Below are 26,318 nucleotides of genomic sequence, written 5' to 3' on the forward strand. Positions count from 1 at the left end.
CGGTGCGATGGCTGACGCTGTACGCGCGCTCACGTCAGGTACCCGCCTCCCTCGCCGCGGTGGTGATCGGCACGGTGGCGGTGTGGGCACTCGCCCGGGACGGCGGCCCGGGGCCCGGTGATCCGCGGCTGCCCGTGCTCGTCCTCGCCACGGGGGTGATGGCGGTCTCGATCGGGTTCGGCGGGCAGGATCTCGCGCTGGACCGGACGGCCGCGATCCGCTGGGTGCCCCGCCGAGCGGCGCACGTGCTGCTCGCCGGCACGGTCGTCGGCGCGGTGCTGCTGGCCGTCCAGGCGATGGGCCCGCCCATGACGACCACCGGGTTCGTCGTCCGGGACAGCGCGGGTCTGACGGGACTTGCCGCTCTGGGCGCGGCGCTCTCGGGCGGTCGGTACGCGTGGACGCCGCCGTTCGCCTGGCTCTCGCTCTCGTTCTTCGCCCCGCCCGCCACGAGTACGTCGACACGGGTGGCGTCCTGGCTGCTGCTGCCGCCCGGCACCCCGGCGGCCACCTGGACGGCCCTGCTCCTCCTGATCACCGGCACCGCGGCGTACGCCGTCGCGGGACCGAGGCGGTAGGCGGTCCCGCCCCCTCGATCCCACCCCGCATCGGTCCCGGTCAGCGGGCGTTCGATGCCGGGGCCGCTAGCGCAACGGGACCGGGCGGTCGTAGACGTTGTCGGGGGTGACGATCTCGGTGATCGCCCGGGCGACCAGGGAGGACGGCTCCTGGCCGGCGGAGGTGATGTCGGTGTTGAGCAGGACGACCAGGGTCGCCTTCTGCGCGGGGAGGTAGACCGTCACGGACTCGTAGCCCGGGATGGAACCGTTGTGCCCGATCCAGCCGCCGCTCTCGAAGATGCCGAGGCCGTAGCCGAGGCCGGGGAATCCGGTCGGCAGCGTCTTCAGGCGCTGCTTCTGGGTCTCCGGGCTGAGCAGGGTGCCGGTGGCGACGATCTTCGCCCAGCGGTGCAGGTCGTGCATGTTCGAGATCATCGCGCCGGCCGACCAGCCCCAACTCGGGTTCCAGTCCGTGGAGTCCTCGACCGCGCCGCTCAGCGTCTGGTTGGTGTAACCGCGCGCGTGCGGCTCGGGGAACTCGCGGACGCTGGGGCCGTCGGGGAACAGCGTGTGGTCGAGGTGGGCCGGGCGCAGCACCCGCCGGTCGATGACGTCGGCGACGTGGTGGCCGGTGACCTTCTCGATCACCAGGCCGAGCAGCACCAGGTTGCTGTTGTTGTACACGAACACCTTGCCCGGTGCGGAGGTGTTGCGGTGCTTGAAGCCGTACGCCAGCAGCTCCGGCGGGGTGAACGTGCGGGTCGGCTCGCTCAGCAGGTCGTGCACGAAGTCGGGGTCGGAGCTGTACGGGAACAGGCCGCTGCGCATCTCGGCCAGGTGGCGCAGGGTGATGCGGCGGCCGTTCGGCACACCGTGGACGTAGCGCGAGATCGGGTCGTCGAGGCGGATCCGCCCGTCGTCCACGAGCTTGAGCAGCGCGGTGACCGTGAAGGTCTTGGTCTCGCTGCCGATCCGCGAGTAGAAGTCGGTGCTCATCGGCTGCCGCGTGGCCTTGTCGGCGACTCCGGTCGCTCGGACGTAGCACCCCTTCCCCGGCATCCACAGTCCGACGGCGACACCGGGGATACCTGCCTCCCGGCGGACGTCCGCGACGGCCTTGTCCAGGCGGGCGTTCAGACCGCGGCCGAGGCCGCCCGACGGGCAGTCGTCGTGGTCGTGCCGGTCGGCGCCCTGGAGGTGGACCGCGGTGGCGGGGGTGGCGGCGTCAGTGGCGGCGGTGGCGGACGTCGCCATCGTCGGGGTCAGTACGGACGCCACCAGCAGCACGGCTGCGAACAGGCGTCGGGACGGAGTACGTCGCATGTGGGGATGCTTCTTCCGGTTCGGGGCTGAGGGGGCCACGCCACCATCCGGAGTCCTGCGGGAGGTTCTCCCGCCCTGCGCGCCCCTTCGAGTCCACTCGATCGGACCGGCGTTCGGGCGTACCACGCGGGCCCGAGGTTTGATCCAGCCGTCAGGAGGACCTGCGGGGGCCGGCCCGCGTGCAGCGGCGGCGGTACTGCGGTACAGCAGGCTGTACCGCGGACCGGCCCGCGGGCTGGATCGATCACCGTGCGGCTTCTTCCTAGGTTGGTGAGCACACCGGAGGCCCGGTGGGATGAACCCCAACTCCCCAGGAGACAGCCCATGATGACGATCCGTCACCTCACCGCCGTAGCCGCGCTGGCCGCCCTAGGCCTCGGTCTCGCGACGCCCGTCGCGAGCGCCACGAAGGCCCGTCCCACTCCCACGGAGTCCCGCCGCTCCACGCTCCAGAAGAGCGTGGACGCCATCCAGAAGACGGGAACCGTCGCCGTCGTGGCCCAGTCGACGGGTCCGGACGGACGGCGGTACGCCACCGCCGGGGTGTCCGACACCTCGACGGGGCGGGCGGCACGCGCCACCGACCGGTTCCGGATCGCCAGCAGCACCAAGACCTTCGTCTCCACGGTGATGCTGCAACTGGTCGGCGAGGGACGGGTATCGCTCGACGACACCGTCGAACACTGGCTGCCCGGGATGGTGGACGGCAACGGCAACGACGGAGACGCCATCACCGTACGGCAGTTGCTGAACCACACCAGCGGGCTGTTCAACTACACCGCCGACTTCCCGGCGATCGCCACGGTGGACGGTTTCGAGGCCGACCGGTACACCACGTGGTCCCCGGAGCAGCTCGTGGGGATCGCGATGCGGCACCAGCCGGACTTCGCGCCCGGCACCCAGTGGGAGTACTCCAACACCAACTACATCCTCGCCGGGATGATCATCAAGAAGGCCACCGGCCACACCTGGCAGCAGGAGGTCACCCGGCGCGTCATCCGCCCGCTGGGCCTGCACGACACCTCCGCCCCCGACACCTCCGCCCGCATCCCCGGCCAACACCTGCACGGCTACTCGGACTTCGGCGACAGCGGCCCGACCATCGACGTCACCGACCTCAACCCGACGGCCGCCGGTTCGGCCGGCGCCATGATCAGCACGACCGGCGACCTGACCCGCTTCTTCTCCGCCCTCCTGGGCGGCAAGCTGCTGCGCCCGGCCCAGCTCGCCGAGATGAAGACGACCGTACGGGCCGAGTCCCTGGACCCCGTCTGGCCCGGCGCCCGCTACGGCCTGGGCCTGATGGAGATCCCGCTGACCTGCGGCGGCGTCTACTACAGCCACGCCGGCGACCTCATGGGCTACACCACCCGCGACGGAGTCACCGCCGACGGCCGCCACACCGTCGTCCTGGAGGCGACCGGCGACGGCGCACCCGACCTGTCCACGGAGCTGGCCCAGAACGCCCTGATCGACACGGAACTGTGCGGCGCCACAAAGAAGTAGCGGGACTAGGGCACGCTCTGGATGTCCTCGCTCGGCTGGATGTCCTCGTGCGGCTGGATGTCCTCGTGAAGATGCACGACGAGCCACTGCCCGTCAGCGTCGGCGCGGCGCAGTATCGCGGTGTTGCGGGCCAGGTCCGGTGGGGCCGCGCGGTAGTGGACCCGCAGCCAGTAGCGGGCCACGGCCAAGTCGCCGAAGACGTCGACGACTTGGCCGTACGCCGTGAGGCCGGTCTCGGCAGGGGCGCCGTCGGCCGTGGGGCGGCCGTCCCGGACCCGGTCCAACTCGCCCTTGCCGCAGAGCAGTTCGGGGGTCGCCGAGTCCCAGACGGTGGCCTCGGGGTCGAGGAAGGCGTCGATGCGCTCGCGGTCGCCCGCGGTGTAGCCCTCGTACATGCCCGTGATCACCGCCCACACCTCGGCCAGATCGACGGGCGCGCCACCCGGGCGGGCACCGCCGCCGGGTGCGGAAGCGGCGGAACGGGACGGTGAAGCGGGCATGGCGGGGTCCTCGACTGGATGAGTGCGGTGGGTGGAGGGCGCGGGTGCGGCTCGGGGGTGGCTCGGGTCAGCGGAGGACGACCAGGTCCCGAGGGGTGCGGTTGAGGCGCTCGCCGCCCTCCTCCGTGCACAGCACGATGTCCTCGATCCGTGCTCCGTAGCGGCCGGCCAGGTAGATGCCGGGTTCTACGGAGAAGGCCATGCCCGGTGCCAGCGGGAGCGGGTTGCCGGCCACGATGTAGGGCTCCTCGTGGGTGTCCAGGCCGATGCCGTGTCCGGTGCGGTGGATGAAGTGCGGCCCGTATCCGGCGTCGGTGATGATGTCCCGTCCCACGGCGTCGAGTTGGCCGGACGTCATACCCGGCCGCACGGCGTCGGTCTGGGCTTGTTGAGCGCGCAGCAGAACCTCGTGGAGCCGGCGGAAGTCCTCGGGTGGCTCGCCCACCGCGTACACCCGGGTGGAGTCGGAGCAGTAACCGTCCCTGGTCGTACCGCCGATGTCGACCACCACCGGGTCGCCGGTCCGGATCACGCGGTCGGAGAGTTCGTGGTGCGGGCTGGCGCTGTTCGGGCCCGAGCCGACGATGACGAAGTCGACCCGGACGTGCCCCTCGGCGAGCATCGCGTCAGCGATGTCCCGGCCGACCTCGCGTTCGGTGCGTCCGGCCCGCAGCCACTCATCCATGCGGGAGTGCACCCGGTCGATGGCGGCTCCGGCCCGGCGCAGGGCGGCCGCCTCCTGCGAAGTCTTGTGCATCCGCAGCTCGTTGAGCACACCTCCCGCCAACTCCTGTTCGGCACCCGGCAGTACGGCGCGGAAGGCGATGGTCTTCTCCGCCCACATGTGGTTGTCGACGCCGACGCGGGCCGTCCGGGCGGACAGCCGGGCCGCTACGAGGGCGTAGGGGTCGTCGGTCTCGTTCCAGCCGGTGATCTCGATGCCCAGGTCACCGGCCGGGGATGCCTGCGCGGCGGGTTCCTCCAGGGCCGGTACGAGGAGGAAGGGGTCGCCGTCGGCCGGCAGGACCAGGCAGGTCAGCCGCTCCAGCGGCAGGGCGTCGTAGCCGGTGAGGTAGCGCAGGTCGGCGCCGGGCGAGATCAGCAGGGCGTCCAGACCGGCTCGGGCCGTGGCCTCCCGGGCGCGGTGGAGGCGGTCGGGCGAGTACAAGGGTGCGAGCGGTTCGGCGGAGTGGTCGTCGTCGGGCATCGGTTCTCCGTGAGCGATCGTGGGAGATGTCGGTGAGGCCGGACCGTTCGGCCCGGCTCGGGTCAGGCCGCGTACAGCCGGCACGCCACGCCCCCGGCGATCAGCTGCGGTTCCTCGCGGTCGCAGCCGTCGAAGACCTTTGGGCAGCGGGGGTGGAAGCGGCAGCCGCTCGGCGGGTCTGCCGGGTCGGGTACGTCGCCGGGGAGTTCGGCGGGCAGCACGCCCGCCCCGTCCGGCTTCGGTACGGCGGCCAACAGGGCCCGGGTGTAGGGGTGCCGTGGGTCGGCCCAGACCTCGGCGGTGGGGCCGGTCTCCACGATCCGGCCGAGGTACATCACCGCGATCCGGTCGGCGATCAGCCGTACGACGGACAGGTCGTGGCTGATGAACAGCAGCCCGGCGCCCGACTCGACGGCCAGCGACCGCATCAGCGTGGCCACTTGGAGCTGGGCGGAGGCGTCGAGCGCGGAGATCGGTTCGTCGCCGACGAGCAGCCGGGGGCGGGCGGCGAGTGCGCGGGCGATGGCGATGCGCTGGCGTTGACCGCCGGAGAACTCCTGCGGATAGCCCTCGGCGGCGTCCTCCGACAGGCCGACCCGGGTCAGCAGGTCCGCCGGGGTGGCGTCCGAGGGCGCCTCACCACGGCCGGCCACCGTCCGGATGCCGTCGGCGATCTGCGCGCCCACCCGGCGCCGGGGGTTGAGGGACCCGTACGGATCCTGGAAGACCATCTGGATGCCGGTCAGGGCCGGTTCGCGCCGCCGCACCCGCAACGGGCGTACCGGCGTGCCGTCGTAGACGATCCGTCCTTCCGCCGGTGGGACGAGGCCGCAGACCGCGCGGGCCAGCGTCGACTTGCCGCAGCCCGACTCGCCCACCAGGCCGACGACTTCGCCGGCCCGCACCTGGAGGCTGCCCCCGGCGACGGCGCGGGTGGGCGGTGCGCCCGGCCGGTGGTACTGGACGACGAGGTCGTCGACCGAGAGGAGGGGGGCCGTCGGGTGGGGGGTCGTACGGGTCGTCATACGGTGCTCCTTCCGGGGAGCGCGTCCAGGAGCTGACGGGTGTAGGCGTGCTGCGGCTCGGTGAGGACCCGGCCGCGCGGACCCGTCTCGACGACCAGGCCGTGGCGCATCACGCTCACCTCGTCGGCGATCGCGGACATCACGCCCAGGTCGTGGGTGACCAGCAGGACGGCGAGGCCCAGGTCGTCGCAGAGGCCGCGCAGCAGCCGCAGCACACCGGCCTGCACGGTCACGTCGAGGGCGGTGGTCGGCTCGTCGGCGATCAGCACCTTCGGCTCGCAGGCCAACGCGATGGCGATCGCGATGCGCTGGCGCATCCCGCCGGAGAACTGGTGCGGGTAACGCCCCAGCGCCTCACGGGGGTTGGGGATGCGGACCTGCGTCAGCAGTTCGGCGGCCCGCTCCTTCGCCGCCTTCCGGTCCAGCTTCAGGTGGTGGCGCAGGTGGTCGGTGAGCTGGTGTCCGATGCTGAGCATGGGGTGCAGGCTGGTGGACGGGTCCTGGAACACCATGCTCACCGACCGCCCGCGCAGCGCGGCCAGTTGGCGGGCCGGCAGGGTCAGCAGGTCCGTACCCTCCAGCTCGATCCGCCCGCCGGTGCGCGCGCCCGGCGGCAGCAGTCCGAGCGCCGCCAGCCCGGTCATGGTCTTGCCCGAGCCGCTCTCCCCCGCGAGCCCGTGCACCTGGCCCGGCCGCAGCGCGAGGTCGACGCCGCCGAGGATGCGACGGCCGCCCAGGTCGAGGGTGAGACCGCTGATCCTCAGTACGTCCACGGAGTCGCCGTCGGTCATGCCACACGCTCCTTCTCCGCGCCGATCGTGCGCGCGGTGCCGGGGTCGAGGGCGTCCCGGAGCGTGTCGCCGAGGAAGTTGAAGGCGAGGACGACGGTGAGGATGGCCAGGCCCGGGAAGACCCCGATCCACCACTTGTCGAACTGCTGGGTGCCGTCCGCCACCATCGCGCCCCACTCGGCCGTCGGCGGTTTCGCGCCGAGCCCGAGGAAGGACAGCCCGGACAGCAACAGCGTCGCGGTGCCGATGTCGAGGGTGGCCAGGACGAGCAGCGGCCCGAGCACGTTGGGCAGGATGTCGACGCGCAGGGACCGCCAGGCGGAGAAGCCCAACAGCCGTCCGCTGAGCACGAATTCACGGTTCCGCAGGCCCATGACCAGACCTCGGGTGACGCGTGCGTACGACGGCCAGGACACGACCAGGACGGCCAGCACCGCGTTCTGGAGGCTGGCGCCGAGCGCGGCGGCGACCACCATCGCGAGGATGACGGTGGGGAAGGCGAACACCAGGTCCGCGATCCGCATCACGGTCTCGTCCACCCACCGCCCGAAGAACCCGGCGCAGGCCCCGAGCACCCCGCCGACCAGCAGCGACATGGCCACCAGCAGCAGGGCGAGCGGGATGGAGACGCGGGCGCCGTACAGCACCCGGCTCAGTACGTCCCGGCCCAACTCGTCCGTGCCGAACCAGTGTCCGGCGCCGGGGGACGCCAGCCGGGGCAGGTTCTGCGCGAGGGGGTCGTGCGGGGCGAGCAACGGGGCGGCGACCACGATCACCAGCCAGAACACCGCGACCAGACCGCCGGTGACGGCGAGCGGCCGGCGCCAGGCGGGCGGCAGCCATCGGAGCAGACCGCGTTTCACCACACCCTCAGGGCTCTCTTTCGCCGCCCCCTCAAGACTGCGTTTCACTGCACCCTCACCCTCGGGTCGATCACGCCGTACAGCACGTCCACGGCGAGGTTGACGGTCAGGTACACCAGGCCGACGACCAGTCCGACGCCCATCACGGCGGGCAGGTCGAGGGTGGTCGCGCTGCGGTAGGCGTAGGCGCCGAGGCCCGGCCAGGCGAAGATCGACTCCACCAGGACGGTGCCCGACAGCAGGGCGCCGAAGGCCAGTCCGGCGACCGTGATGACGGGGACGAGGGCCGCCCGGAGCACGTATTGGAAGAGGACCGTCCGGCCGGGCAGGCCCTTGGCGCGGGCCGCGCGGACGTAGTCCTGGTTCAGCACCTCCAGGACGGCGGAGCGGGTGAAGCGGGTGAGGAGGCCGACGGTGTACGCGGTCAACACCAGTGCGGGGAGGGCGAGATGGCCCGCCGCGCTCCAGAACACCGGCCACTGACCGGCCAGTGCCGCGTCGACCGTGTACAGGCCCGTGACGTCCGGGGGTGCCGTCATGCCGGGGTCGAGGCGACCGCTGCCAGGAGCCCAGCCGAGGCGGTAGAAGAAGACGTAGAAGGCGAGCAGCGCCAGCCAGAAGGTCGGCACCGACACTCCCAACAGGCTGACCACGCGCAGGAGTTGGTCGGTGAAGCGGTCCCGGCGCAGCGCCGCGACCACGCCGAAGGCCACGCCCACGATCAGGGAGACCACGATCGCGGCCCCGGCGAGTTCGAGGGTGGCGGGGACGGCCGTCGACAGGTCGGTGCTGACCGGCTGGTGGCTCTGCTGGGATTCGCCGAGGTCACCGTGGAGGAGGTTGCCGAGGTAGGTGACGTACTGGACCGGCAACGGCTTGTCGAGGCCGTAGTGGTGGCGGAACTGGGCGACGATCGCCGGGTCGCCGATCGCCCGCTGACCCAGGTTGGCCGCCGCCGGGTCGCCGGGGACCAGGTTGGTCAGGATGAACGTCACCAGGGTCACGCCGAGGGCGAGCAGCACGGCGGTGGCGGTACGGCGGAGGAGGAAACGGGCGAGGGGGTGGCGGGCGAGGAGACGGCGGCCGGGGAGGCGGCGGCCCGTCGGGCGGCGGGCGGGGAGGCGGTCGCCGTCACCGCCGCCCGCGCCCTCGACACCCGTGCTCTTCCCGCCCGCTCCCTTACTTGGCACCCAGCGCGGCGACATCGATCGTCCATACGGGGTTGTAGGCGACGCCGGTGACGGACGCGGCGGAGACCGTGTTCCGGCTCGGCTGCATCAGCGGGATGAAGGGGCCGGAGGCGTTCAGGCGGGTCTGGATCTGCTCGTACAGCGCCTTGCGGGCGTCGTCGCCGATCGTGGTGGCGGCCTTGTCGCCGAGCGCGGTGAGGGCGGGGTCGGCGCCGGCCTGCCAACCGGCGCGCAGGCCGACCAGGTTGCCGGGCAGGAAGGCGAGGTAGTCGCTGGGGTCCGGGTAGTCCGGGCCCCAGTACCACAGGCCCAACTGCTCCTTGGCGTTGCGGTAGTTGTCGAGTTCCGTGGTGGTCGGCGCGGGGGCGAGCGTGACGGTGATGCCGACCTCCTTCAGCTGGGCCTGGACCCGTTCGGCGAGGGTCTGCAGGGAGAGTCCGTCGACGGTCAGGTCACTGGCGTAGCCGAGGGTCACGGACGGCTTGGCGATCCCGCTCGCCTTCAGGGCCGCCTTCGCGCCGGCGAGGTCCCGGGCGGTGGCCTGCGAGGCGGGCAGCGCGCCGAGGAAGGTCGACGGGATGATCCCGGCGGACTGGACGGAACCGGTGCCGGCGAGCGACAGCAGGCTCTTGTAGTCGATGCCCTTGCGCACCGCCTCCGCGAACTTCGCGTTGGCCGTCGTACCGCTGACCTTGGTGTTCTGGTTGAGCAGCAGGAAGATCACGTCCGAGGACGCGCCGCTGTCCACCTTGAGTCCGCCGCTGAGCCCGCCGACCTGGTCGGAGGTGAGGTCGAGGGCGATCTGGCTGTCGCCGCGCTGCACGTTCAGCTTCTGGGTGGGCGCCTGGACGTTGCGGATGACGATCTTGTCGTAGGTCGGCTTGTCCGAGCCCGTGTACTTGGGGTTCTTCGCCAGGACGACCTGGGTGTTGGTGTTGAACGAGGTGAGTGTGTACGGGCCGGAGCCGGCCGACTTGGTGTTGAGGTACTTCTCCGCCGCGTCCGCCGAGGTCGCCGTACCGCCGTGGGCCTGGACCGTCTTCGCGCTGAGGATGCCGAGCGCGGGGTTGGGGAGGATGAAGGGCAGCGCCGGGTTCGCCTTCTTCGACACCAGGGTGACGGTGGAGGCGTCCGTCTTGGTGACCGTGACGCCGTCGAGCAGGAACGACGGGTTGCCCTTGAGCGCGACCACCCGCTGCAGCGAGAACACCACGTCGTCGGCGGTGACCGCGCTGCCGTCCGCGAACTTCGCGCCCGTCCGCAGGTGCAGGGTGAGCGTCCTGCCGTCCTTGGACTGCTCGTACGAGGAGGCGAGGCCCGGCACCGGCTTGGTGACGTCGCCGCCCTTGAAGGTCAGCAGCGTCTCGTAGAGCGCCTTGTCCACGATCTGCCCGGTCGGCTCGAACTCACGGCCCGGGTCGGCGGTCTTCAGGTTGAACGACGTGTCGACGACCAGGGTCTTGCCGGCCGCGGAACCGGAGGCGCTCGTACCGCCGGAACAGGCGCTCAGAGCGAGCGCCGCGACCGCGACGAGGGAGAGGGCCGCCGGGTACGACCCGGCACTGAATCTGGGCATGCGTGCCTCCGTGAGCAGGGCGGAGCGAGGGTCGAGCGAGGGGTCGAGCGGAAGAAGGCCGGGCGGGTACGGACGGACGCCGGGAGGGGACCTGGACGTTTCGCCGATAGTGTGGGCCGAAAATAACCAGGACTCTCGGCGGACGGGACCAGCGCGAGACGAAATGCGACGGAGAGGCGCGAACATGGAAGATCTGTCGACCCCGGAGACCCCGGGCGAACGCCGCTCTGGACGGATCGGCATCGGTCTTGCCCTGGATTCGGTGCATTTCAAGATCCTCGACGTCCTGCGTACCCAGGGCCGGATCTCCGTCGCCGCCCTCGCGGACCGCGTCGGCGTCTCCCGCGCGAACGCGTACACCCGCCTCGAAGCCCTCCGCGCCGACGGCGTGATCAACGGCTTCAGCGCCCGTGTCGACCACACCCGGGTCGGTCTGGAGATCTGCGCGCTGATCTTCGTCACGGTCCGCCAGGAGCTGTGGAAGCAGTTCCGCACCGCGCTCGCCCAGATGCCGGAGGTGGAGTACTGCGCCGTCACCACCGGCCAGCACGACGCCATGATCCAGATCCGGGTGGCCGACGTCTCCGCCGTCCACCGCCTGGTCACCGACCGCCTCTCCACCATTCCCGCGGTCCGCGCGACCGAGACGGTGATCATCCTCGACGAGGTGCTCCGCCACCCCTACGTCCTGCCGGCCGAACCCCGCTCCCCCGAGTCCGCCACCGGCACCCCCCAAGACGCCCCCGGCACAAGCCAGTTCGGCATGACCCGCTTCATCCGCGCGGCGGAGGGACGGGCGGACCTGCAACGGGCGTCGGAGCCGGAGGACTGAGGGACCAATCCAAGCCGCCCGGGCCCACAAGGCCGCGCTGCTGGCGCGGCTCCCCGAGTACGACGAGGTGGCCGAACGGGTCGAGGCACGGCTGGAGCGGGAACCGGTACGGCGCTGCCTGCGCACGCTGACCGCCTCCAGCGCCGGTCCGTGACGTTGGCGTTCTACCGGGGCCTGACGTATCGCGAGGTGGCTGAGGCGCTGGCGCTTCCGCTGTGAACCGTGCGCGCAGGAGACCGACGAGCTGACCGCGACCGCCGCCCGCCTTGGCCTCGCCGTCACCTCGACACCGCCCGCGGGACCGCGCGAGCAGGTGCTGCGCGAGCAGGTGCTGCGCAGGATCACCACCGTCCGCCAGGAGACCCCCGGCCGGCGGGACCAGCCCCTCACCGCGCGGGCCGCTCTACGGGCCCCGGCGCTGTCCCGCTGGGCTCTCGCCGCCTGTCTCGCGGCGGCCGCGGCGCTCGGCGGGACGGCCGTCTGGCAGCACCAGCGGGCCGAGGGCGCCCGCGACCAGGCGCGTCACGCCACGCGGGCGGCGGACGAGATCGCCGCCGTACTGGCCGCACCGGACGCCAGGACCCGGGCCGCCGCACTGGCCGGGGGCGCCACCGGGACCGTCGTCGTCTCGCACGACCGGGACCGGGCCGTGTGCGTCGTCTCCGGGGTGGCCCGGCCGCCGGGCGGCAAGGTCCACCAGCTGTGGTTCGACGACGACGGGACCGTGCGGTCGGCAGGCCTGATGAACCCCGGCCGCAGCGACCGGGCCGTCCTGCTGCGGGGCACGGTCGAGGGGGCCTCGGTCATGGGCATCACCGTCGAACCGCCGGCAGCTCCCCGCACCCCACCTCCGCCCCCTCGCCCTGATGACCTTCCCGAGCCGAGGCGGGCCCGTCAGACGAGCCCCGTGACCTTCACGGTGACCTGCGGGGCGGACCGCGCCGGCGCCAGCGTGTCCAGGTGCCGTTCGACGGTGTCCCGGACACCCCGCGCCACGTCCACGGTCCTGGCCCGCCGCAGCACGACGACATGGATCTCGACCTGCCAGGGTCCGTCACCGTCCGGACGGGTCATCCGCACCCCGGCGGGCGCCACCCCGGGCCGCGACACCACCGAACGCAGCCGGTCGGTCAACCCCGGCCTGAGAAAGGCGACCCCCGAGACGCTCTCGACGACCCTGGCGACTTCCGCGGCGAGCGTCGCGTGCGCGGGGGTCTCGTACGGCGCGGTCATGCCGAACCGCCTTCCTGGTCGTCGGCCATCGAGGTGGGCACGAGGTCCGTGACACGGATGTCGACGGCCGCTATGACCATGCCCAGTTCGCGGTCAGCGGCCTCCCACACCTGTTCGCGCACCCGGGCGGCGAGCTCGGGCAGCGGGGCGTCGGCCGGGGCGTGGATGTCGAGACGGACCTCGACCGTGCCGTCGTCACCGCCGTCGCCACCGCCGTCGAGGAGACGGCAGGAACCGGCCCGGACGCCCGGGACCGTCTCGGCCGCCGCGCGCAGCGCGCGGGCCGCGACCGCCTCCATGATCCAGAGGTCCTCGGCGGGTTCACCCAGGGGCAGCGGGCGGCCCGGACGCAGTTCGAGGCGTACGACGTCCATGATCCGCCGGGTCAGCGGCTCGGTGTCGTAGGCGGCGGCGGTGGTGTCCGTCTCCTGCTGCAGGCCGCGCACCACGGACTCCAGATCGTCGAGCCCGTGCACGGCCTGCCGGCAGTGCGGGCAGGACCGGAGGTGGGGATCGTCGGTCTGCTGCTCCCAGTCGTCCCAGGTCCGCGACAACAGCCGTCCGCACGGCAGGAGTTCGTCGTCGCCCTGGGCGGACGGGGTGTTCGGCGGGTCGGTGCGGTCGGTCATCGCCAGGCCCCCAGTGCTTGGGTCAGAGATCGGCGGGCGCGGAAGACGCGGGCGCGGACGGCCTCCTGGCTGATGCCGACCGCGTCCGCGATGAACTCGTAGGAACGGCCGTCCAGTTCGCGCAGCACCCAGCAGGCGCGCTGTTCGGCCGACAGCAGGTCGAGGGCCTCGCGCAGTTCGCGTACCGCGTCACGGCCCTCGGTGATCCGGGCCGGTGAGGTGGTGTGCTCGGCCGCGGCGACGTCACCGGCCGCCTCCAGCGAGGCCACCGGTCTGCGGGAACGCAGCACGTTCAGACAGCGGTTGGTGACGATCCGGTAGATCCAGGTGCCGAAGGCGGAGCGTCCCTGGAACTCCGGGAGCCTGCGCCAGGCGCTGAGAAAGGCGTCCTGGACGGCGTCCTCCGCCTCGGTCCCGGTGCCGAGCAGACTGGTGGCGAGCCGGATCAGCGCCGGCGCGTGCCGTTGCACGAGCACGGCGAAGGCGTCCTCGTCCCCCTCCGCGGCCCGGACCGCCAGCAGGGCGTCGTCCGTGTCGGCCCGGCTGTCCGGTGGTGCGCTCTGTGTGCGGGGCCCCGCCACTGGGCGGCTCCTCTCGTCCGGTGTTCTGAAGGTTGGACACGGCCGCGCGGCGTCTGTGACGCGAGTGCACCCTCCTGATTTTCTTCCGGAGCCGAAGCGGCCGCGGATCGACCGGAAAGGGAAATTCATCCGGTCGAGCGGCCGACCAATCCGCGCGGCTTTCGGGGCCGGATTCCCCCCGTGACCGAGAACGAGAAGAAACCCACCAAAGCACTGCTGCCGCTCGCCGCGCTCAGCGGCGCGCTGGCGGGTTTCGCCGCGGTGCAGGACTGGGCGATCCGCCATTTCGGCACCGACGACAAACCCTTTCTCCAGCTGGGAATTCTCGCGGTACTGGCGCTTTTCGCACGGGCCCTTGGAATTGTCGCGCTGCGGTCCCGGCGCCGGGCTCCCCCGCCTGTGCCGTAGCCGACCGCCTGATGCCGGTCGGTTGACGCCGGTCGGCTGACGCCCCGAAGTATTTCCCGTGCCCGCCGCGTCACAGACCCGGTGGGCACGTGTCTGAAGAAGTGAGAGCACATCGGCCGTGAGGCAGCGAACGAGACAGCAGAAGCAGCGAAGAGAGGGCATGCCATGACCACGCAGACAGCACCGGTCGCCACCCAGGTCCGGCCCACCAAGGACCTGGCCACCACCGACGTCTCCGGCGGCGCCACCGGCGCCGACCAGCCCGCCGCCGACCGCGGTCGTACGTCGATCGCCGATGTCGTCGTCGTGAAGGTGGCGGGCATCGCCGCCCGGGAGATCCCCGGCGTGTACGACATGGGCGGCGGCCTCTCCCGCACCATCGGCGCCGTGCGCGACCGCGTGCCCGGCGGCCGGCCCAACGTGGGGCGCGGCGTGAAGGTCGAGGTGGGCGAGCGGCAGACGGCCATCGACCTGGACCTGGTCGTCGAGTACGGGGTGTCCGTGATGGACGTGGCCCAGGACGTGCGCGAGAACGTCGTCTCCGCCGTGGAGCGCGTCACCGGCCTTGAGGTCGTCGAGGTGAACGTCACCGTCAACGACGTCCACCTGCCCGACGACGACGAGCCCGCGCACACCGGCGAGGCCCGCGTGGAGTAGGTCGGCCGGTCAGGGGCACGGGCAGGAGTGGATCGGGTGAGAGGTGTACGGGCATGAGCACACCGTTCGTGGGGATGATCGCGGGCATGGCCCTGGCGTTCGCGGGCTGGTTCGGCGGGTTCGGCGCCTTCCTGCTCGTGGCCGCTCTCGGCGGCCTGGGCTGGGCGGTGGGCCGGTGGTTCGAGCGCGGCGGCAGCGTCCAGGACGTACGGGACGCGTTCGAGCGGAGCCGTCGATGACGGCCGCCGCGCGGCGCGGCACCACCACCGTCTCGGAGCGGGCGGTGCGCAGGATCGCCGAGCGGGCGACCACCGAGGCGCTGCCCGGCCGCACGGCCAAGGCGACGGCGACCGTACGGGGCAGGAGGGCGGAGCTGTCCCTCGGCGTGACGCTCCCCTATCCGGCCCCGCTGGCCGACGGCGTACACGACGTCCAGCGCCATGTGGTGGAGCGCACCCGGGAGTTGACGGGGCTGGACCTGCCGACCGCGCGCGTCAGCGTCACCTCGCTCGCGGCGCCGAGGCACTCCCGCGCTCCGATGTCCCCGACTGCGGAGACCGACTCACCTGGGACCAACTCACCGAGAGCCCCTGCGCGTTGGTGGTCCCGACGCCGGATCCCGCTCACCGTGCTGACCTCGGTGGCCGCCCTGGGCTGCGGTGCGCTCGCCCTCGACCTGATCCAGGTGCACACCGCGCACCGGGCGGCAGCGGCCTGGCGCGTCTCGGCCGTGCACTGGCTGTCGGGGCACGGGCCGGGCGACCCGGGCGTCGTGATCGCGGGCGCGCTGACGGCCCTGGTCGGCATCTGGATGGTCGTCCTCGCCGTCACGCCCGGCCGGCGTCGCCAATCCACCGTGCACACGGCGGCCGAACGGGTCGACGCGGCGGTGGACCGCTCAGCGGTCGAGAGCCTGGTCCGCGACGCGGTAGGGGGCGTGGCCGGCATCACGGCGGTACGGGTTCGGGTACGCCGCCGACGGGTCACCGTACGGGCGCGACTGGCCTTCGGCGACCGGGCACAGACGTCCGCCGCGGTCACGGCCGCGGCCCGCGCCGCCGTATCCTCCTGCCGACTGCGCCGCGAGCCCCGGGTACGGGCCGTCGTCGTCCCGGAGCCGTTGTGGCAGCCGCCGGTACCGGCACCGGTGCCCGCAACGGCCGTAGCGACCAAGGGAGTTGCCCAGTGACGCGCACCGCTCGCACCGCCGTCGACCGGACCGTCCTCGGCGCCACCGGACTCGTGCTCCTCCTCACCGGATCGTGGCTCGCCGCCTCGGACCGCGCCCTCGCCCACCGGTTGCCGTCCTGGTGGCCCACCGCAGGCACGGGTGCCGTGCTGCTGGACCCCGGCCGGCTGGCGCGGTTGCGGGGCGAGGGCTGGTGGACGCCCACGGTGATGGCCGCGTCGATCGGGCTGACCGTGCTGTTGGCGCTCTGGACTCTCGGGCAACTGCGTCCGGGTCCGGCCCGGCGGCTCGCGCTGCCCTCCCCCGGCTGCACGGTGCGTCCGCGGGTGCTGGCCGAGGCGCTGGCGGCCCGCGCGACGGCTGTTCCCGGGGTGGCCCGCGGGCGTGCCCGGGTGCTGCCCCGGCGCGGGCGGCGGCTGGAGGTGGAGCTGCGGGTCCGGCTGGCACCGGACACGTCCCCGGACGCCGTCCTGCCCGCCCTGCGCGCGGTGACCGCGGAGGCCGACGCGGCGGCTGCCCCTTACACCGTGCACACCAGGCTCCGGCTGAGCGCCGCCTCGCACCGCATGCCCCATGTCCGCTGAGTCGTACGTCGGCCGGGTCCGCCGCATCGCCGGGGTCCGGCCACCGGCGGCCTGGTGGCCGGCGCTGCGACGCACACCGGCGTCGCTGTGGAACGACGACATCTCGGACTACGCGGCGGCGCTGACGTACTACGCGATCCTCGCGGTGCTGCCGGCGATGCTGGCCACCGTCATCGCGTTCGGCATGATCAGCCCGGAGACGGCCGAGGAGTTCGTCACCCAGGTCACCGCGTACGCCCCGGCCGACTCCGGTACGGAACTGCACACCGCCCTGACCCATGTGCTGCGCACCGACCGGACGGCGTGGCCCCTGCTGGTGGCCGGTGGGGTCAGCGCGCTGTGGTCGGCGACCAGTTATCTCGCCGTGTTCCGCCGGGCCCTGCACCGCATGCACCGCACCCACGACCGGCGTTCGCCCTGGCGCAAGGCGCCGCGCATCGTGCTGACCGCGCTCGCGCTGCTCGGTCTGCTCCTCGTCGGCTCGCTCACCCTGCTGCTGACCGGCCCGCTCGCCAAGGCGGTGGGCCGGATGGCCGGCGTGGACGAGACCGCCGCCTGGGCGTGGGACCTGCTGCGCTGGCCGGTCCTGCTGTGCCTGGTCGCCCTCCTGGTCGTGGTCGTCTTCCACACCGGCCCGATCGGGGCACGCCGACGCGGGCACACCCTGCCCGGCGGCGCGCTGGCCGCCGCGCTGTGGCTGACCGTCTCCGCGGGCTTCTCGACGTACGCCTCGACACTCGGCGCCTACAGCAGGCTGTACGGCTCGCTCTCCGGCAGCGTCGTCTTCCTCATCTGGCTGTGGCTGTCCAACCTCGCGCTGCTGAGCGGGGCGCAGTTCGCGGCGGAGCTCGCGAAGGGTGCGGATGTCCGCGCGGGCGACGCCGGTCAGAGCAGCACCGGGGAGGCGCCGGCCCCGTAGCACTCCTCGGGCAGCGGGTCGGGGGCGGTGGTCGGGGCGAGTACGTGGGCGACGAGGGCCGCGGCCGTGTCGTGCCAGAAGCGGTGGCGGCGCAGCATCCCGTGGTCGCCGTCGGCGATGACCGCCAGGCCGGCCCGAGTTGCCCCTTCGTCCCGGGCCCGGCGCACGCAGTCCGCCGTCTCCGTGGGTGAGGTGACGTGGTCGCGTTCGCCGTGCAGGGCGACGAGGCGGCGGCCCGCCGTCTGCTCGACCGGTTCGGCCGGCGGCCACCACGGCGCGAGGGCGACCACGCCCGTCACCAGCGGGTGACCGGCTGCGCGCAGGGCCGCACGGCCGCCCATGGAGTGGCCGAGCAGCACGGTCGGTACGGGGCCGGTGAGTTCGGCCAGGGCGTCCAGCGCGCGCAGGGTGTCACGGACCGGGTCGGCCCGGTCGCCGTTCCAGCCGCGGAGGCGGTAACGGACCTGGGCGACCAGGACGTCCTGGTGGGGCAGTTCGGCGATCACCGCGCGCACGACGGGGTTCATGCGCAGCGCGGCCAACTGCCAGGGCCGGGCGGGGCGTTCGCTCGTCTCCTGGCCGCCGTGCAGTACGAGGACGGTGGCTCGGGGGTGCGGCGGACGCCGGCGCATCCTCAACGGAACCCGCGCGTCGGCGTGTTCGTGCTCGGTGGTGTCGTCCTGTGGCTCGATGAGGCGCTCCTCGTGCGTTCCCTCTGCGTTCCTCGGGCAGCCGTATCCTCCCCGGCCCGCAGGAAAGCCGAGAACGGCCTTGAGGGGCAAGAGGACCGAGCGGAAGCCCGGCATCGGCGGAAGCGGCGCGAGCACCAGGAGCACCGACGGCGCCCCCTCCACCCCACGGAGGGGGCGCCGTCGGAACCACGGAGACTCGGTCAGGACTCGATGAACGCGAGGATGTCGGGGTTCAGTACCTCCGGGTGGGTCGACAGCATCCCGTGCGGGTACCCCTCGTAACTCTTGAGCGTGCCGTTCTTCAGGAGCGCGACCGTCAGCGGTGCCGAGTCCTCGTACGGGACGACCTGGTCGTCGGTTCCGTGGGCGACGAGGACCGGGACGTCGATCTGCCGGAGGTCCTCGGTGAAGTCGGTCTCGGAGAACGCCTTGACGCATTCGTAGTGGGCGTTGGCGGCGCCCATCATGCCCTGCCGCCACCAGTTGTCGATCAGCCCCTGCGACACGTTCGCGCCGGGCCGGTTGAAGCCGTAGAACGGCCCCGAGGGTACGTCGACGAAGAACTGCGCGCGATTGCCGGCGACCCCCTCGCGGAAGCCGTCGAAGACCTCGATGGGCAGGCCGCCGGGATTGGCGGGCGACTTGAGCATGACGGGCGGTACGGCGCCCACCAGCACCGCCTTCCCGACCCGGCCGGGCTCGGCACGGGCCACGTAGCGCGCGACCTCGCCGCCGCCGGTGGAGTGGCCGATGTGACACGCGCCCCGCAGGTCGAGCGCGGCCGCGAGGGCGATCACGTCGGCGGCGTAGGTGTCCATGTCGTGGCCGGCGGCGGTCTGGGTGGAGCGGCCGTGTCCCCGGCGGTCGTGCGCGATCACCCGGTAACCGTGCGCCGAGAAGAACAACATCTGGTTGTCCCAGTCGTCGGCGCTCAGTGGCCATCCGTGATGAAAGACGACGGGCCGGCCATCCCGTGGACCCCAGTCCTTGTAGAAGATGGTGGTGCCGTCGTCGGTGGTGACTGTACCCATCGCTGATCCTCCGCTCGCCCGGGCGTGCCCCGGGCTGCTCGGGGGTGCGCGGGGCACGCGTGACCGACGAATTCACGCCTTGAGGCGCGGTCCGGATGTACCTCGAACACACTACGCCGGGGGTTTGCGGGGCACATCCGCGGACGCACAGGGCGGCGGGTCCGCTGAGCGGACTGACGGCGTTGTGCGGCCGTTCGCCGGACCGGAGCATGTGGTCTTCCCGGTCGTTCCCGCCCCTCGGGAGGTTCAGTGCGCTCCGTCGTCCGACGAGAACTCGCGGCTCTGGTGAGTCTGCTCGCCCTGCTGACCCTTGTGTCGGCCGTCCCTTCGTCCGCGGCCCCTCGCTCCTTGACCGTCGCCACCGACAAGGGCGCGGTCGCCGGAGCCACGGCGGGCGGGGTCGATCGGTTCCTCGGCATGCCGTACGCGGCGCCACCGGTCGGTGCCGGACGCTGGCAGCCGCCCGCCTCGGCCTGGTCGGGCGCGCGGTCGGCGACCTCCTACGGTTCGCGCTGCCCGCAGGCGTCCACCGGCACCGGACCGGGCATGAGCGAGGACTGCCTGTATCTCAACGTCTACACGTCCGAACGGCGAACGGACCGCCCGCTGCCGGTGCTGTTCTGGATCCACGGCGGGGGCTTCTCCGGCGGTGCGGGTGACCTCTACGACGGCTCGCGGATCGCGAAGACCGACAACGTCGTGGTCGTCACGGTCAACTACCGGCTGGGCGTGTTCGGTTTCCTCGACGTGCCCGGGCTGAGCAGGCAGGGCGCGGGCAACTACGACCTGCTCGACCAGGAGGCCGCGCTGCGCTGGACCCAGCGCAACATAGGCGCCTTCGGCGGGGACTCGGGCCGGGTGACCATCGCGGGTGAGTCGGCGGGCGGCCACTCCGTCTGCGCCCTGCTGTCCTCACCGCCGGCGCGCGGCCTGTTCGCCGGTGCGATCATCCAGAGCGGCGGGTGCCCGAGCCTCACGGTCGCGCAGGCCACCGCCAAGGGCGAGGACTACGCCGCGGCCGCCGGCTGTTCCGTCCCGGCGACCAGCGTGTCCTGTCTGCGGGCCGAGCCGACGGACCAACTGATGGCAGCCGGCGGCGGTTTCACCGGCGGCATCCGGTCCGGACCCCTTCCCGTGTCCGGCGTTCCCGAACTGCCCCTCGCGCCGGGCGTCGCCGTACGCACCGGCCGGATCCACCACGTCCCCCTCCTCATCGGCAGCACCCGCGACGAGGTGCGCCAATGGGCACTTCCGTTCGCGAACGCGACGAAGGAACAGTACGAACGGGCGGTGGGGCTGGAGTTCGGCGCACAGGCCGACGCCGTCCTCGCGCACTACCCCTACAGCGCCTACGACAGTCCGTACGCGGCGGCGTACGCCATCAGCGCGTTGTGGGACAGCAGCGTCTTCTACGGACTGGGCGGCTGCCAGTACCAGAACCTCACGGCCCGGTTCGCGGCCCGTCAACCGCGCACGTACTTCTACGAGTTCGACGACCCGCACCCGCCGACCCTCGCGACGACCCCGGCCGGCTTCGACTCCGGCGCCCCGCATGCCGACGAACTCGGCTACTTGCGGCCCCTGGACACCTCGAAGTCGCTGACTCCCGGGCAACAGCGGCTCTCCACGGCGATGGTGCGCTACTGGGGTTCGTTCGTGAAGCACGCGAGCCCGACGACCGCGGGACTGGCTGCCTGGCCGTCCTACAACAGCGGCAGGTACATGTCCCTGCTGCCCGGCGACGACAGCCGGGCCCTGAAGTCCGCGGTGTACGCGAACCGACACCAGTGTTCGTTCTGGAACGGCATCAGCTACGACGGACTCACCACCAACCCGGACCGCCTCGCCGCACAGGCAGGCGTTCCCACGTCCTGACAGCAGCCGACCTGAACACGCAGGTCGGCTGCCGTCAGACCACTCAGGGCCCCGGCCGTCCCACCGGTCCGCCCGCGGCGAGCGCTTCACCGACGCAGCCTGGCCGTCCTCACCCAGTGCCTTACGGGCCTGGGAGGGGCCCCCAGCCGGAGGGGCGTGCCACCTCGTCCGTTCCAGGCCGCACACGGGCCGACCTCAGCGCTCGAACTCGACGACGAGGACGGGCGTTGCGTCGCGGTCATCACGCAGTTCGGGATGGTCGGAAAGGACGTGCACGCGGCGTGGGAACATCTCGCGGCGTCACTGCCCGACGCCTAGGGCATGGGCGTGGGGCGTCTCTATCCTGAGGTAGAGGCCGCGTTCCTCCGTCGCGTCGATGATTCGTTCATCGGCCGACGGAATGCTGATGGGCATGGACATCACCTCGCTCACCGTCGTCCTCAGCGTGATCGTCGTCGTCACGGCCTCGGTTCTCATCGTCGCCAACGAGCCGCCGCTGTGGGTCTATGCGCTGACCTGCGTGGGCTCCTGGCTCCCGAGCGCCGCCCTGCTCAAGGCACCCGCCTTCGTCACCGGCGTCGGGCACAGCACCGTCGGCGAATGGGCCGTGCGGCTCGCCCTCACCTCGACCCTCACGGCCGCGGTGAGCTTCTTCGTCGGCAAGGACAGCCGCGGGGGTGCCGGCGAAGACGCCACCGACGGCCCCCCGACACCCCGTCCGACGGCCTGAGCCGCTGCTACTTCCCGAACGCCTGGCGGAACTCGGCGATGGTTTCGGGCGAGGCCGAGTTCGCGCCGCACATCGGGACCACGCCGTCCTTTGCGGCCACGATGTAGGACTCACCGACCGAGAACGTCAGCCGCTCCACGTCGTCCGAGCCGCTGTCGAGTACGACCGTCCCGGCGTCACCGCCCTTCAACCAGTAGTCGACGCGGAAGGTGACCGCGGAGCCCTTGACGGACGTGACCGTTCCGCCGAAGAGGGTCGGGTACTTGCGCAGCAGATCGGGGGTGGGTTCCACGCACTTGCCGGTGGCGCCACCCGCCTCGGCGGTGAGCGTCAGAGGGGCGGCGGCCTTGGCCGAGTGACCGACGCCGTTGCCATTGCCGCTGCCGTTGCCACTGCCGTTGTTCGCCATGATTCCTCCTGCGATGCCGCCGCCGAGCAGGAGCAGGCCGGCGGCCGCGAGTCCGAGGAACTGACGGCGTCCCCGTCCCGCGGTGGTCTTCGCGGGGCGAGGGGTGGTGCCGGCAGTGGCTCCGGCGGGGGTCGTCGCCGACGAGAACGCGGTGTCGCTGGTCAAGGTGGCCTCCACAAGACGGTCGATGTCGGGCAGCGGAGCTTCTGGCGTCAACGCCGGGTCCGCGGACTTCAGCCGGGCCAGCAGTTCGTCGTCATTCACTGACTGCTCCTTCCTTCATCTCTCTTGTGTCCGGCCCGTTCGGCGTCCTTTCGCCCCAGCTGAGCGGCGAGTCTCTTCTTCGCCCGGTGGAGCCGGATGCTCACCGCGTTCGAGGTCAGCCCGGTGACGTCCGCGATCTGCCGCGGTGCCAGCCCCTCCCACGCCCACAGTTGCACCACCTCGCGGTCCAACGCCCCGAGGGAATCGAGCGCGGCATGCAGGTCGCCGTGATCGGCCGGCCCGGTCGGAGGCCGCTGCTCGTGCGTCCGGATCAGCCGCTCCACCAGCCGGAGCCGGCGCCCATCCGCACGGCGGGCGTTCGACAGACATCCCCGTGCCACTCCGTAGCACCACGGCAGCACGTCATCGGGATCGGGCACCGAACCCGTCCCGACGCCGGGAACGACCCCGGGGACATCGTCGATACGACGCCACAGCACCAGCATCGTCTCCGCGAGGACGTCCTCGACCAGGTCGGCGCTCGTCCGGCGCAGCAGATACCGGTGCAGCGGTTCCACCACCACGTGCGCCAGTCTTTCGAAGCGCGCCCGCTGCTGTTGGCGCGCTTCCTGTTCCGTCATGGATTCCACAACCCGTCCTGTCCGGCGGCGGCCGGTTCCTTTCAGCACCGCGTCAGGTCGACGTGGACCGCCCCGACAGGTCGGCCAGCTCGGCCTCGTAGAACCGCGCGGGGTCGAAGCCCATGCCGTGGAACTGGCCGGCCAGCTCCAGGGACAGGATGCCGTGCAGGCGGGTCCAGAAGGTCAGGGCCCGGTGGAGTACGGCGGGCGGGGCGGGGTGGTCGCCGGCCCAGTCGCGGTGGTCGGCGAGGTGGGCGTCGAGCGGGGTCGTCGGGCAGTCGGCGACCCAATCACCGCCGACGTCAAGCGCGTTGAGCGCATCCAGCAGGTACCCCATGATCTCCGAAGCGATCGCGGTGATGTCGTCCGGCGCGTGATAGCCCGGCACCGGAGTCCCGTACACGAGGAAGTACCGCTGCGGATCGGCCAGCGCCCACTCCCGCAGCGCATGCGCGAGTCCCGTCGCGTCCGCGCCCGCCGCCCGCGCCTCGCGCACCCCGTCGGCAAGGCTCCGGTACGCGTCCCTGACCAGCTCGGTGATCAGTTCGTCGCGGTTGGCGAAGTACCGGTAGAGCGCGGGTCCGGTCATGCCCATGTGCTTGGCGATCGCGTTGAGGGAGAGCGCGGAGGCGCCCGCCGTGGCGATCTGCTCCCACGCACGCTCCTTGACCTCAGCCCGCACCTGGGCGCGGTAGCGCTCGCGCGGTGTCGTCGTCCCTGCTCCGGCCATGTGACCTGCCCTCCCTCGCTCCTTCAACGCCCTCACCGTTTCGTTAGAGGCTATCACTAAGGTTATTGACACTTCCTTCCTCGATGCGTTACAACTTCTAACGAACCCGAGAGCAGATAACCATCGTTAAGGGAGAACGCCGTGTTTGAACGCTTGGCTGAACTGGCGATACGTCGGTCCCGGCTGGTCCTGGTCGTCGCGGTCGTGGCCGTGGCCCTCATGGGCGTGCTGGGAGCCGGCGCGTTCGGCAAGTTGCTCGGAGGCGGCTTCGACGATCCCGCCTCGCAGTCGACCAAGGCCGCGAAGGTCATCGACGACAAGTTCGGCGGGGAGACGAACCTGGTCCTCCTGGTCCGGGCCGACGACGGCCGCGTCGACGCCCCCGACGCCGCACGCAGCGGCCGGGCGCTGGTGGCCGACCTGAAGAAGGAGAAGACGCTCACCAACGTCGTCTCGTACTGGGACACGGACATCCCCGGCCTCCGCTCCCGGGACGGCCGCGAGGCCATGGTGCTGGCCCATGTGACCGGCACGGAGACGGAGCAGAAGGAGAACGCGACGGAGATCCTCGACGCCTACACCGGCGACACCGACCGGGGCGCGCTCACGGTCGAGGCCGGAGGCGGCGCCGCCGTGGGCAGCGAGCTGTCGAAGCAGGTGGTCGACGATCTCGTCCTGGCCGAGTCCATCGCCATCCCGCTGACCCTCGTACTGCTCCTGTTCGTCTTCGGCAGTGTGGTCGCCGCGCTGCTGCCGCTGGCCATCGCGGTCATCGCCGTCGTCGGCTCGTTCGCCCTGCTCTTCCTGCTCGGCAGCGTCACCAGCGTCGCCGACACCGCGACCAACCTCACCACCGCCCTGGGCCTGGGCCTGGGTATCGACTACGCCCTGCTGATGGTCAGCCGCTTCCGCGAGCAGCTCGCGATGGGGGCGAGCGTCGAGGACGCGGTACGGCGCACGGTGAGCACCGCCGGTCGTACCGTCGCGTTCTCCGCAGCCACTGTGGCCGCGGCGCTGGCAGCGCTGCTGGTCTTCCCCCAGTACTTCCTGCGCTCGTTCGGCTTCGCCGGGGTCGGGGTCGTCGCCATCGCCGCCCTCAGCACCCTGTTCGTGATGCCCGCCCTGCTCTACGTCCTGGGCCACCGGGTCAACAGCGGTCGGCTGCCGTGGGCGAAGCCGGGGCGGTCCGGCACCCGTGAGCCGCTGTGGGGCCGGCTGGCCCGGACCGTCATGCGGCGGCCCGCGCTCACCGCGCTCCCCGTGCTCGCCGTCCTGCTGGTCGCCGCGAGCCCGCTCCTCGGCATCACCTTCGGCACCCCGGACGAGCGCGTCCTGCCCAAGGACAGCGCCAGCCGCGAAGTCTCCACGGCACTGCGGGACAACTTCGACGGCAGCGAGGACTCGGCCCTCAACATCGTCATCGACCAGCCCGTGAGCAAGGCCCCGCTCCAGTCGTACGCCACCGAACTGTCCGGCCTGAAGGGCGTCGTCCGCGTCGAGACCAGCACGGGAACCTACGCCGACGGGGCGGACACGGCGGCCGGTCCCGCCAACACCGCGCTCGGCCGGCCCGACGCGCAGCGCGTCAACGTGGTCAGCTCCCTCACCCCGAAGTCGGACGCGGCCCAGACCCTGGTCGAGCAGGTGCGGGCCCTCGCCCCGCCCGCCGGCACCCACCCCCTGGTGGGCGGCACCGACGCCGTACTGGTCGACTCCAAGGACTCCATCGGCGGCCGGCTCCCGATCGCCATCGCCCTGATCGCCCTCACCACCTTCGTCCTGCTCTTCCTCTTCACCGGCAGCATCGTGCAGCCGCTGCGCGCCCTGCTCCTCAACGCCGTCAGCCTCGCGGCCACCCTCGGCGTCATGACCTGGATCTTCCAGGACGGCAGCCTCTCCTCCCTGCTCGGCTTCACGGCCCAGCCGATGGAGATGTCGATGACGGTGCTGATGTTCTGCATCGCCTTCGGCCTCTCGATGGACTACGAGGTCTTCGTCACCAGCCGTATCAAGGAACTCCACGACCAGGGCGCCGACAACGAGACCGCCGTCGCCGACGGCCTCGGCCACACCGGACGCATCGTCAGCGCGGCGGCCTTCCTCCTCGCGGTGAGCTTCTTCGCCTTCGGCACCGCAAAGATCAGCTTCATGCAGATGTTCGGCCTGGGCAGCGGGCTCGCCGTCCTCATCGACGCCCTCGCCGTCCGCGGCGTCCTCGTCCCCGCCGCGATGCGCCTGCTGGGCCGCTCGGCCTGGTACGCCCCCGGCTTCCTCCGCAGGTTCCACAACCGCTTCGGCCTCAGCGAGGGCGGCCCGGAACACGCGCCCGCCGCCGGGCCCGCGCCGACCACGACGTCGTACGAGACGAATACGAAGGGCGTGAAGGACACGACGGAGGTCTGACGAGACCACCGACCCCGCCGACACCGCTTC

Annotated in this window: 28 protein-coding genes and 2 pseudogenes; 15 read left to right on the top strand and 15 right to left on the bottom strand. The window is 72.0% G+C overall.

Annotated elements, in window-relative coordinates:
- The first annotated feature begins 2 nt into the window (after positions 1–2).
- Positions 3–578, top strand: a complete 576-nt coding sequence (locus tag M2283_RS10565; protein WP_280876252.1) for a hypothetical protein — start codon at positions 3–5, stop codon at positions 576–578.
- Positions 579–644: 66 nt separating this feature from the next.
- On the opposite strand, the gene M2283_RS10570 is transcribed toward M2283_RS10565, so the two are convergent.
- Complete coding sequence (locus M2283_RS10570; protein ID WP_280875876.1) at positions 645–1,883, bottom strand: serine hydrolase domain-containing protein; 1,239 nt, start codon at positions 1,881–1,883, stop codon at positions 645–647.
- 324 nt (positions 1,884–2,207) lie between these two features.
- On the opposite strand from M2283_RS10570, the gene M2283_RS10575 reads away from it, so the two are divergent.
- Positions 2,208–3,389, top strand: coding sequence for a serine hydrolase domain-containing protein (locus M2283_RS10575; protein ID WP_280875877.1), 1,182 nt, complete (start codon positions 2,208–2,210; stop codon positions 3,387–3,389).
- 5 nt (positions 3,390–3,394) lie between these two features.
- Here M2283_RS10575 and M2283_RS10580 read toward each other — a convergent pair whose 3' ends face one another.
- The 7 genes from M2283_RS10580 to M2283_RS10610 form a co-directional block, all read right to left on the bottom strand.
- Positions 3,395–3,889, bottom strand: a complete 495-nt coding sequence (locus tag M2283_RS10580) for a DUF4440 domain-containing protein (RefSeq protein WP_280875878.1) — start codon at positions 3,887–3,889, stop codon at positions 3,395–3,397.
- Between the two features lie 67 nt (positions 3,890–3,956).
- Complete coding sequence (locus M2283_RS10585) at positions 3,957–5,096, bottom strand: M24 family metallopeptidase (protein WP_280875879.1); 1,140 nt, start codon at positions 5,094–5,096, stop codon at positions 3,957–3,959.
- Between the two features lie 62 nt (positions 5,097–5,158).
- Positions 5,159–6,121 carry an ABC transporter ATP-binding protein gene (locus tag M2283_RS10590; RefSeq protein WP_280875880.1) on the bottom strand — a complete coding sequence of 321 codons (963 nt, stop codon included), beginning with the start codon at positions 6,119–6,121 and terminating at the stop codon, positions 5,159–5,161.
- On the bottom strand, positions 6,118–6,912 hold the full coding sequence (locus tag M2283_RS10595) for an ABC transporter ATP-binding protein (protein ID WP_280875881.1): 795 nt from the start codon (positions 6,910–6,912) through the stop codon (positions 6,118–6,120). The genes M2283_RS10590 and M2283_RS10595 overlap by 4 nt, the downstream gene beginning before the upstream one ends.
- Positions 6,909–7,823, bottom strand: coding sequence for an ABC transporter permease (locus M2283_RS10600; protein ID WP_280875882.1), 915 nt, complete (start codon positions 7,821–7,823; stop codon positions 6,909–6,911). The genes M2283_RS10595 and M2283_RS10600 overlap by 4 nt, the downstream gene beginning before the upstream one ends.
- Positions 7,820–8,965 (bottom strand): ABC transporter permease, encoded by a 1,146-nt coding sequence (locus tag M2283_RS10605; protein ID WP_280875883.1) that lies wholly within the window; start codon positions 8,963–8,965, stop codon positions 7,820–7,822. Before M2283_RS10605 ends, M2283_RS10600 begins: the two co-directional genes overlap by 4 nt.
- On the bottom strand, positions 8,955–10,541 hold the full coding sequence (locus tag M2283_RS10610) for an ABC transporter substrate-binding protein (RefSeq protein ID WP_280875884.1): 1,587 nt from the start codon (positions 10,539–10,541) through the stop codon (positions 8,955–8,957). The genes M2283_RS10605 and M2283_RS10610 overlap by 11 nt, the downstream gene beginning before the upstream one ends.
- A gap of 184 nt (positions 10,542–10,725) precedes the next feature.
- On the opposite strand from M2283_RS10610, the gene M2283_RS10615 reads away from it, so the two are divergent.
- The 3 genes and pseudogenes from M2283_RS10615 (at position 10,726) to M2283_RS51625 (ending at position 12,658) form a co-directional block, all read left to right on the top strand.
- A complete protein-coding gene (locus M2283_RS10615) occupies positions 10,726–11,373 on the top strand; it encodes an Lrp/AsnC family transcriptional regulator (protein ID WP_280875885.1) in 648 nt (215 codons plus the stop codon).
- Positions 11,374–11,386: 13 nt separating this feature from the next.
- Positions 11,387–11,589, top strand: a pseudogene (locus tag M2283_RS10620) (sigma factor-like helix-turn-helix DNA-binding protein); the annotation flags it as partial.
- A 97-nt stretch (positions 11,590–11,686) separates the two neighbouring features.
- Positions 11,687–12,658: an anti-sigma factor gene (locus M2283_RS51625; protein ID WP_348538903.1), complete on the top strand. Its 972-nt coding sequence runs from the start codon at positions 11,687–11,689 to the stop codon at positions 12,656–12,658.
- On the opposite strand, the gene M2283_RS10635 is transcribed toward M2283_RS51625, so the two are convergent.
- Positions 12,603–13,235, bottom strand: a complete 633-nt coding sequence (locus M2283_RS10635; RefSeq protein ID WP_280875887.1) for an Asp23/Gls24 family envelope stress response protein — start codon at positions 13,233–13,235, stop codon at positions 12,603–12,605. The two genes, M2283_RS51625 and M2283_RS10635, sit on opposite strands and share 56 nt — an antisense overlap.
- Positions 13,232–13,816, bottom strand: coding sequence for an RNA polymerase sigma factor (locus tag M2283_RS10640; protein WP_280875888.1), 585 nt, complete (start codon positions 13,814–13,816; stop codon positions 13,232–13,234). Before M2283_RS10640 ends, M2283_RS10635 begins: the two co-directional genes overlap by 4 nt.
- A gap of 213 nt (positions 13,817–14,029) precedes the next feature.
- Here M2283_RS10640 and M2283_RS10645 point away from each other — a divergent pair.
- The 6 genes and pseudogenes from M2283_RS10645 to M2283_RS10670 form a co-directional block, all read left to right on the top strand.
- Positions 14,030–14,200 (top strand): annotated as a pseudogene (locus tag M2283_RS10645) (molybdopterin-binding oxidoreductase); the annotation flags it as partial.
- Positions 14,201–14,389: 189 nt separating this feature from the next.
- On the top strand, positions 14,390–14,881 hold the full coding sequence (locus M2283_RS10650) for an Asp23/Gls24 family envelope stress response protein (RefSeq protein ID WP_280875889.1): 492 nt from the start codon (positions 14,390–14,392) through the stop codon (positions 14,879–14,881).
- 53 nt (positions 14,882–14,934) lie between these two features.
- The gene (locus tag M2283_RS10655; RefSeq protein WP_280875890.1) at positions 14,935–15,120 is read left to right on the top strand and encodes a hypothetical protein; all 186 of its coding nucleotides are present in this window, start codon (positions 14,935–14,937) and stop codon (positions 15,118–15,120) included.
- Positions 15,117–16,070: a DUF6286 domain-containing protein gene (locus tag M2283_RS10660; RefSeq protein WP_280875891.1), complete on the top strand. Its 954-nt coding sequence runs from the start codon at positions 15,117–15,119 to the stop codon at positions 16,068–16,070. Before M2283_RS10655 ends, M2283_RS10660 begins: the two co-directional genes overlap by 4 nt.
- The gene (locus tag M2283_RS10665) at positions 16,067–16,654 is read left to right on the top strand and encodes a hypothetical protein (protein WP_280875892.1); all 588 of its coding nucleotides are present in this window, start codon (positions 16,067–16,069) and stop codon (positions 16,652–16,654) included. The genes M2283_RS10660 and M2283_RS10665 overlap by 4 nt, the downstream gene beginning before the upstream one ends.
- Positions 16,644–17,573: a YihY/virulence factor BrkB family protein gene (locus M2283_RS10670; protein WP_280875893.1), complete on the top strand. Its 930-nt coding sequence runs from the start codon at positions 16,644–16,646 to the stop codon at positions 17,571–17,573. The genes M2283_RS10665 and M2283_RS10670 overlap by 11 nt, the downstream gene beginning before the upstream one ends.
- Here M2283_RS10670 and M2283_RS10675 read toward each other — a convergent pair.
- On the bottom strand, positions 17,540–18,205 hold the full coding sequence (locus M2283_RS10675; protein WP_280876253.1) for an alpha/beta fold hydrolase: 666 nt from the start codon (positions 18,203–18,205) through the stop codon (positions 17,540–17,542). The genes M2283_RS10670 and M2283_RS10675 overlap by 34 nt on opposite strands.
- 260 nt (positions 18,206–18,465) lie before the next feature.
- Entirely contained in the window at positions 18,466–19,296 is an 831-nt protein-coding gene (locus tag M2283_RS10680; protein ID WP_280875894.1) for an alpha/beta fold hydrolase, read from the bottom strand.
- A gap of 249 nt (positions 19,297–19,545) precedes the next feature.
- On the opposite strand from M2283_RS10680, the gene M2283_RS10685 reads away from it, so the two are divergent.
- The 3 genes from M2283_RS10685 (at position 19,546) to M2283_RS10695 (ending at position 21,901) form a co-directional block, all read left to right on the top strand.
- Positions 19,546–21,171 carry a carboxylesterase/lipase family protein gene (locus M2283_RS10685; protein ID WP_280875895.1) on the top strand — a complete coding sequence of 542 codons (1,626 nt, stop codon included), beginning with the start codon at positions 19,546–19,548 and terminating at the stop codon, positions 21,169–21,171.
- Between the two features lie 156 nt (positions 21,172–21,327).
- Complete coding sequence (locus tag M2283_RS10690) at positions 21,328–21,489, top strand: hypothetical protein (protein WP_280875896.1); 162 nt, start codon at positions 21,328–21,330, stop codon at positions 21,487–21,489.
- Positions 21,490–21,547: 58 nt separating this feature from the next.
- Positions 21,548–21,901 (top strand): hypothetical protein, encoded by a 354-nt coding sequence (locus tag M2283_RS10695; protein ID WP_280875897.1) that lies wholly within the window; start codon positions 21,548–21,550, stop codon positions 21,899–21,901.
- A gap of 7 nt (positions 21,902–21,908) precedes the next feature.
- On the opposite strand, the gene M2283_RS10700 is transcribed toward M2283_RS10695, so the two are convergent.
- Genes M2283_RS10700 through M2283_RS10710 form a run of 3 tightly spaced genes read right to left on the bottom strand, consistent with a single transcriptional unit; the run spans position 21,909 to position 23,885 of the window.
- Positions 21,909–22,574, bottom strand: coding sequence for a hypothetical protein (locus M2283_RS10700; protein WP_280875898.1), 666 nt, complete (start codon positions 22,572–22,574; stop codon positions 21,909–21,911).
- Positions 22,571–23,155 (bottom strand): RNA polymerase sigma factor, encoded by a 585-nt coding sequence (locus M2283_RS10705; protein WP_280875899.1) that lies wholly within the window; start codon positions 23,153–23,155, stop codon positions 22,571–22,573. Before M2283_RS10705 ends, M2283_RS10700 begins: the two co-directional genes overlap by 4 nt.
- Positions 23,156–23,207: 52 nt before the next feature.
- Positions 23,208–23,885, bottom strand: coding sequence for a TetR/AcrR family transcriptional regulator (locus tag M2283_RS10710; protein WP_280875900.1), 678 nt, complete (start codon positions 23,883–23,885; stop codon positions 23,208–23,210).
- Positions 23,886–24,026: 141 nt separating this feature from the next.
- Here M2283_RS10710 and M2283_RS10715 point away from each other — a divergent pair, with 141 nt between their 5' ends.
- Complete coding sequence (locus M2283_RS10715; protein ID WP_280875901.1) at positions 24,027–26,288, top strand: MMPL family transporter; 2,262 nt, start codon at positions 24,027–24,029, stop codon at positions 26,286–26,288.
- Positions 26,289–26,318 lie beyond the last annotated feature (30 nt).

This window comes from Streptomyces pseudovenezuelae (assembly GCF_029892565.1).
In the GTDB taxonomy this organism is placed as follows: Bacteria; Actinomycetota; Actinomycetes; order Streptomycetales; family Streptomycetaceae; genus Streptomyces; species Streptomyces pseudovenezuelae_A.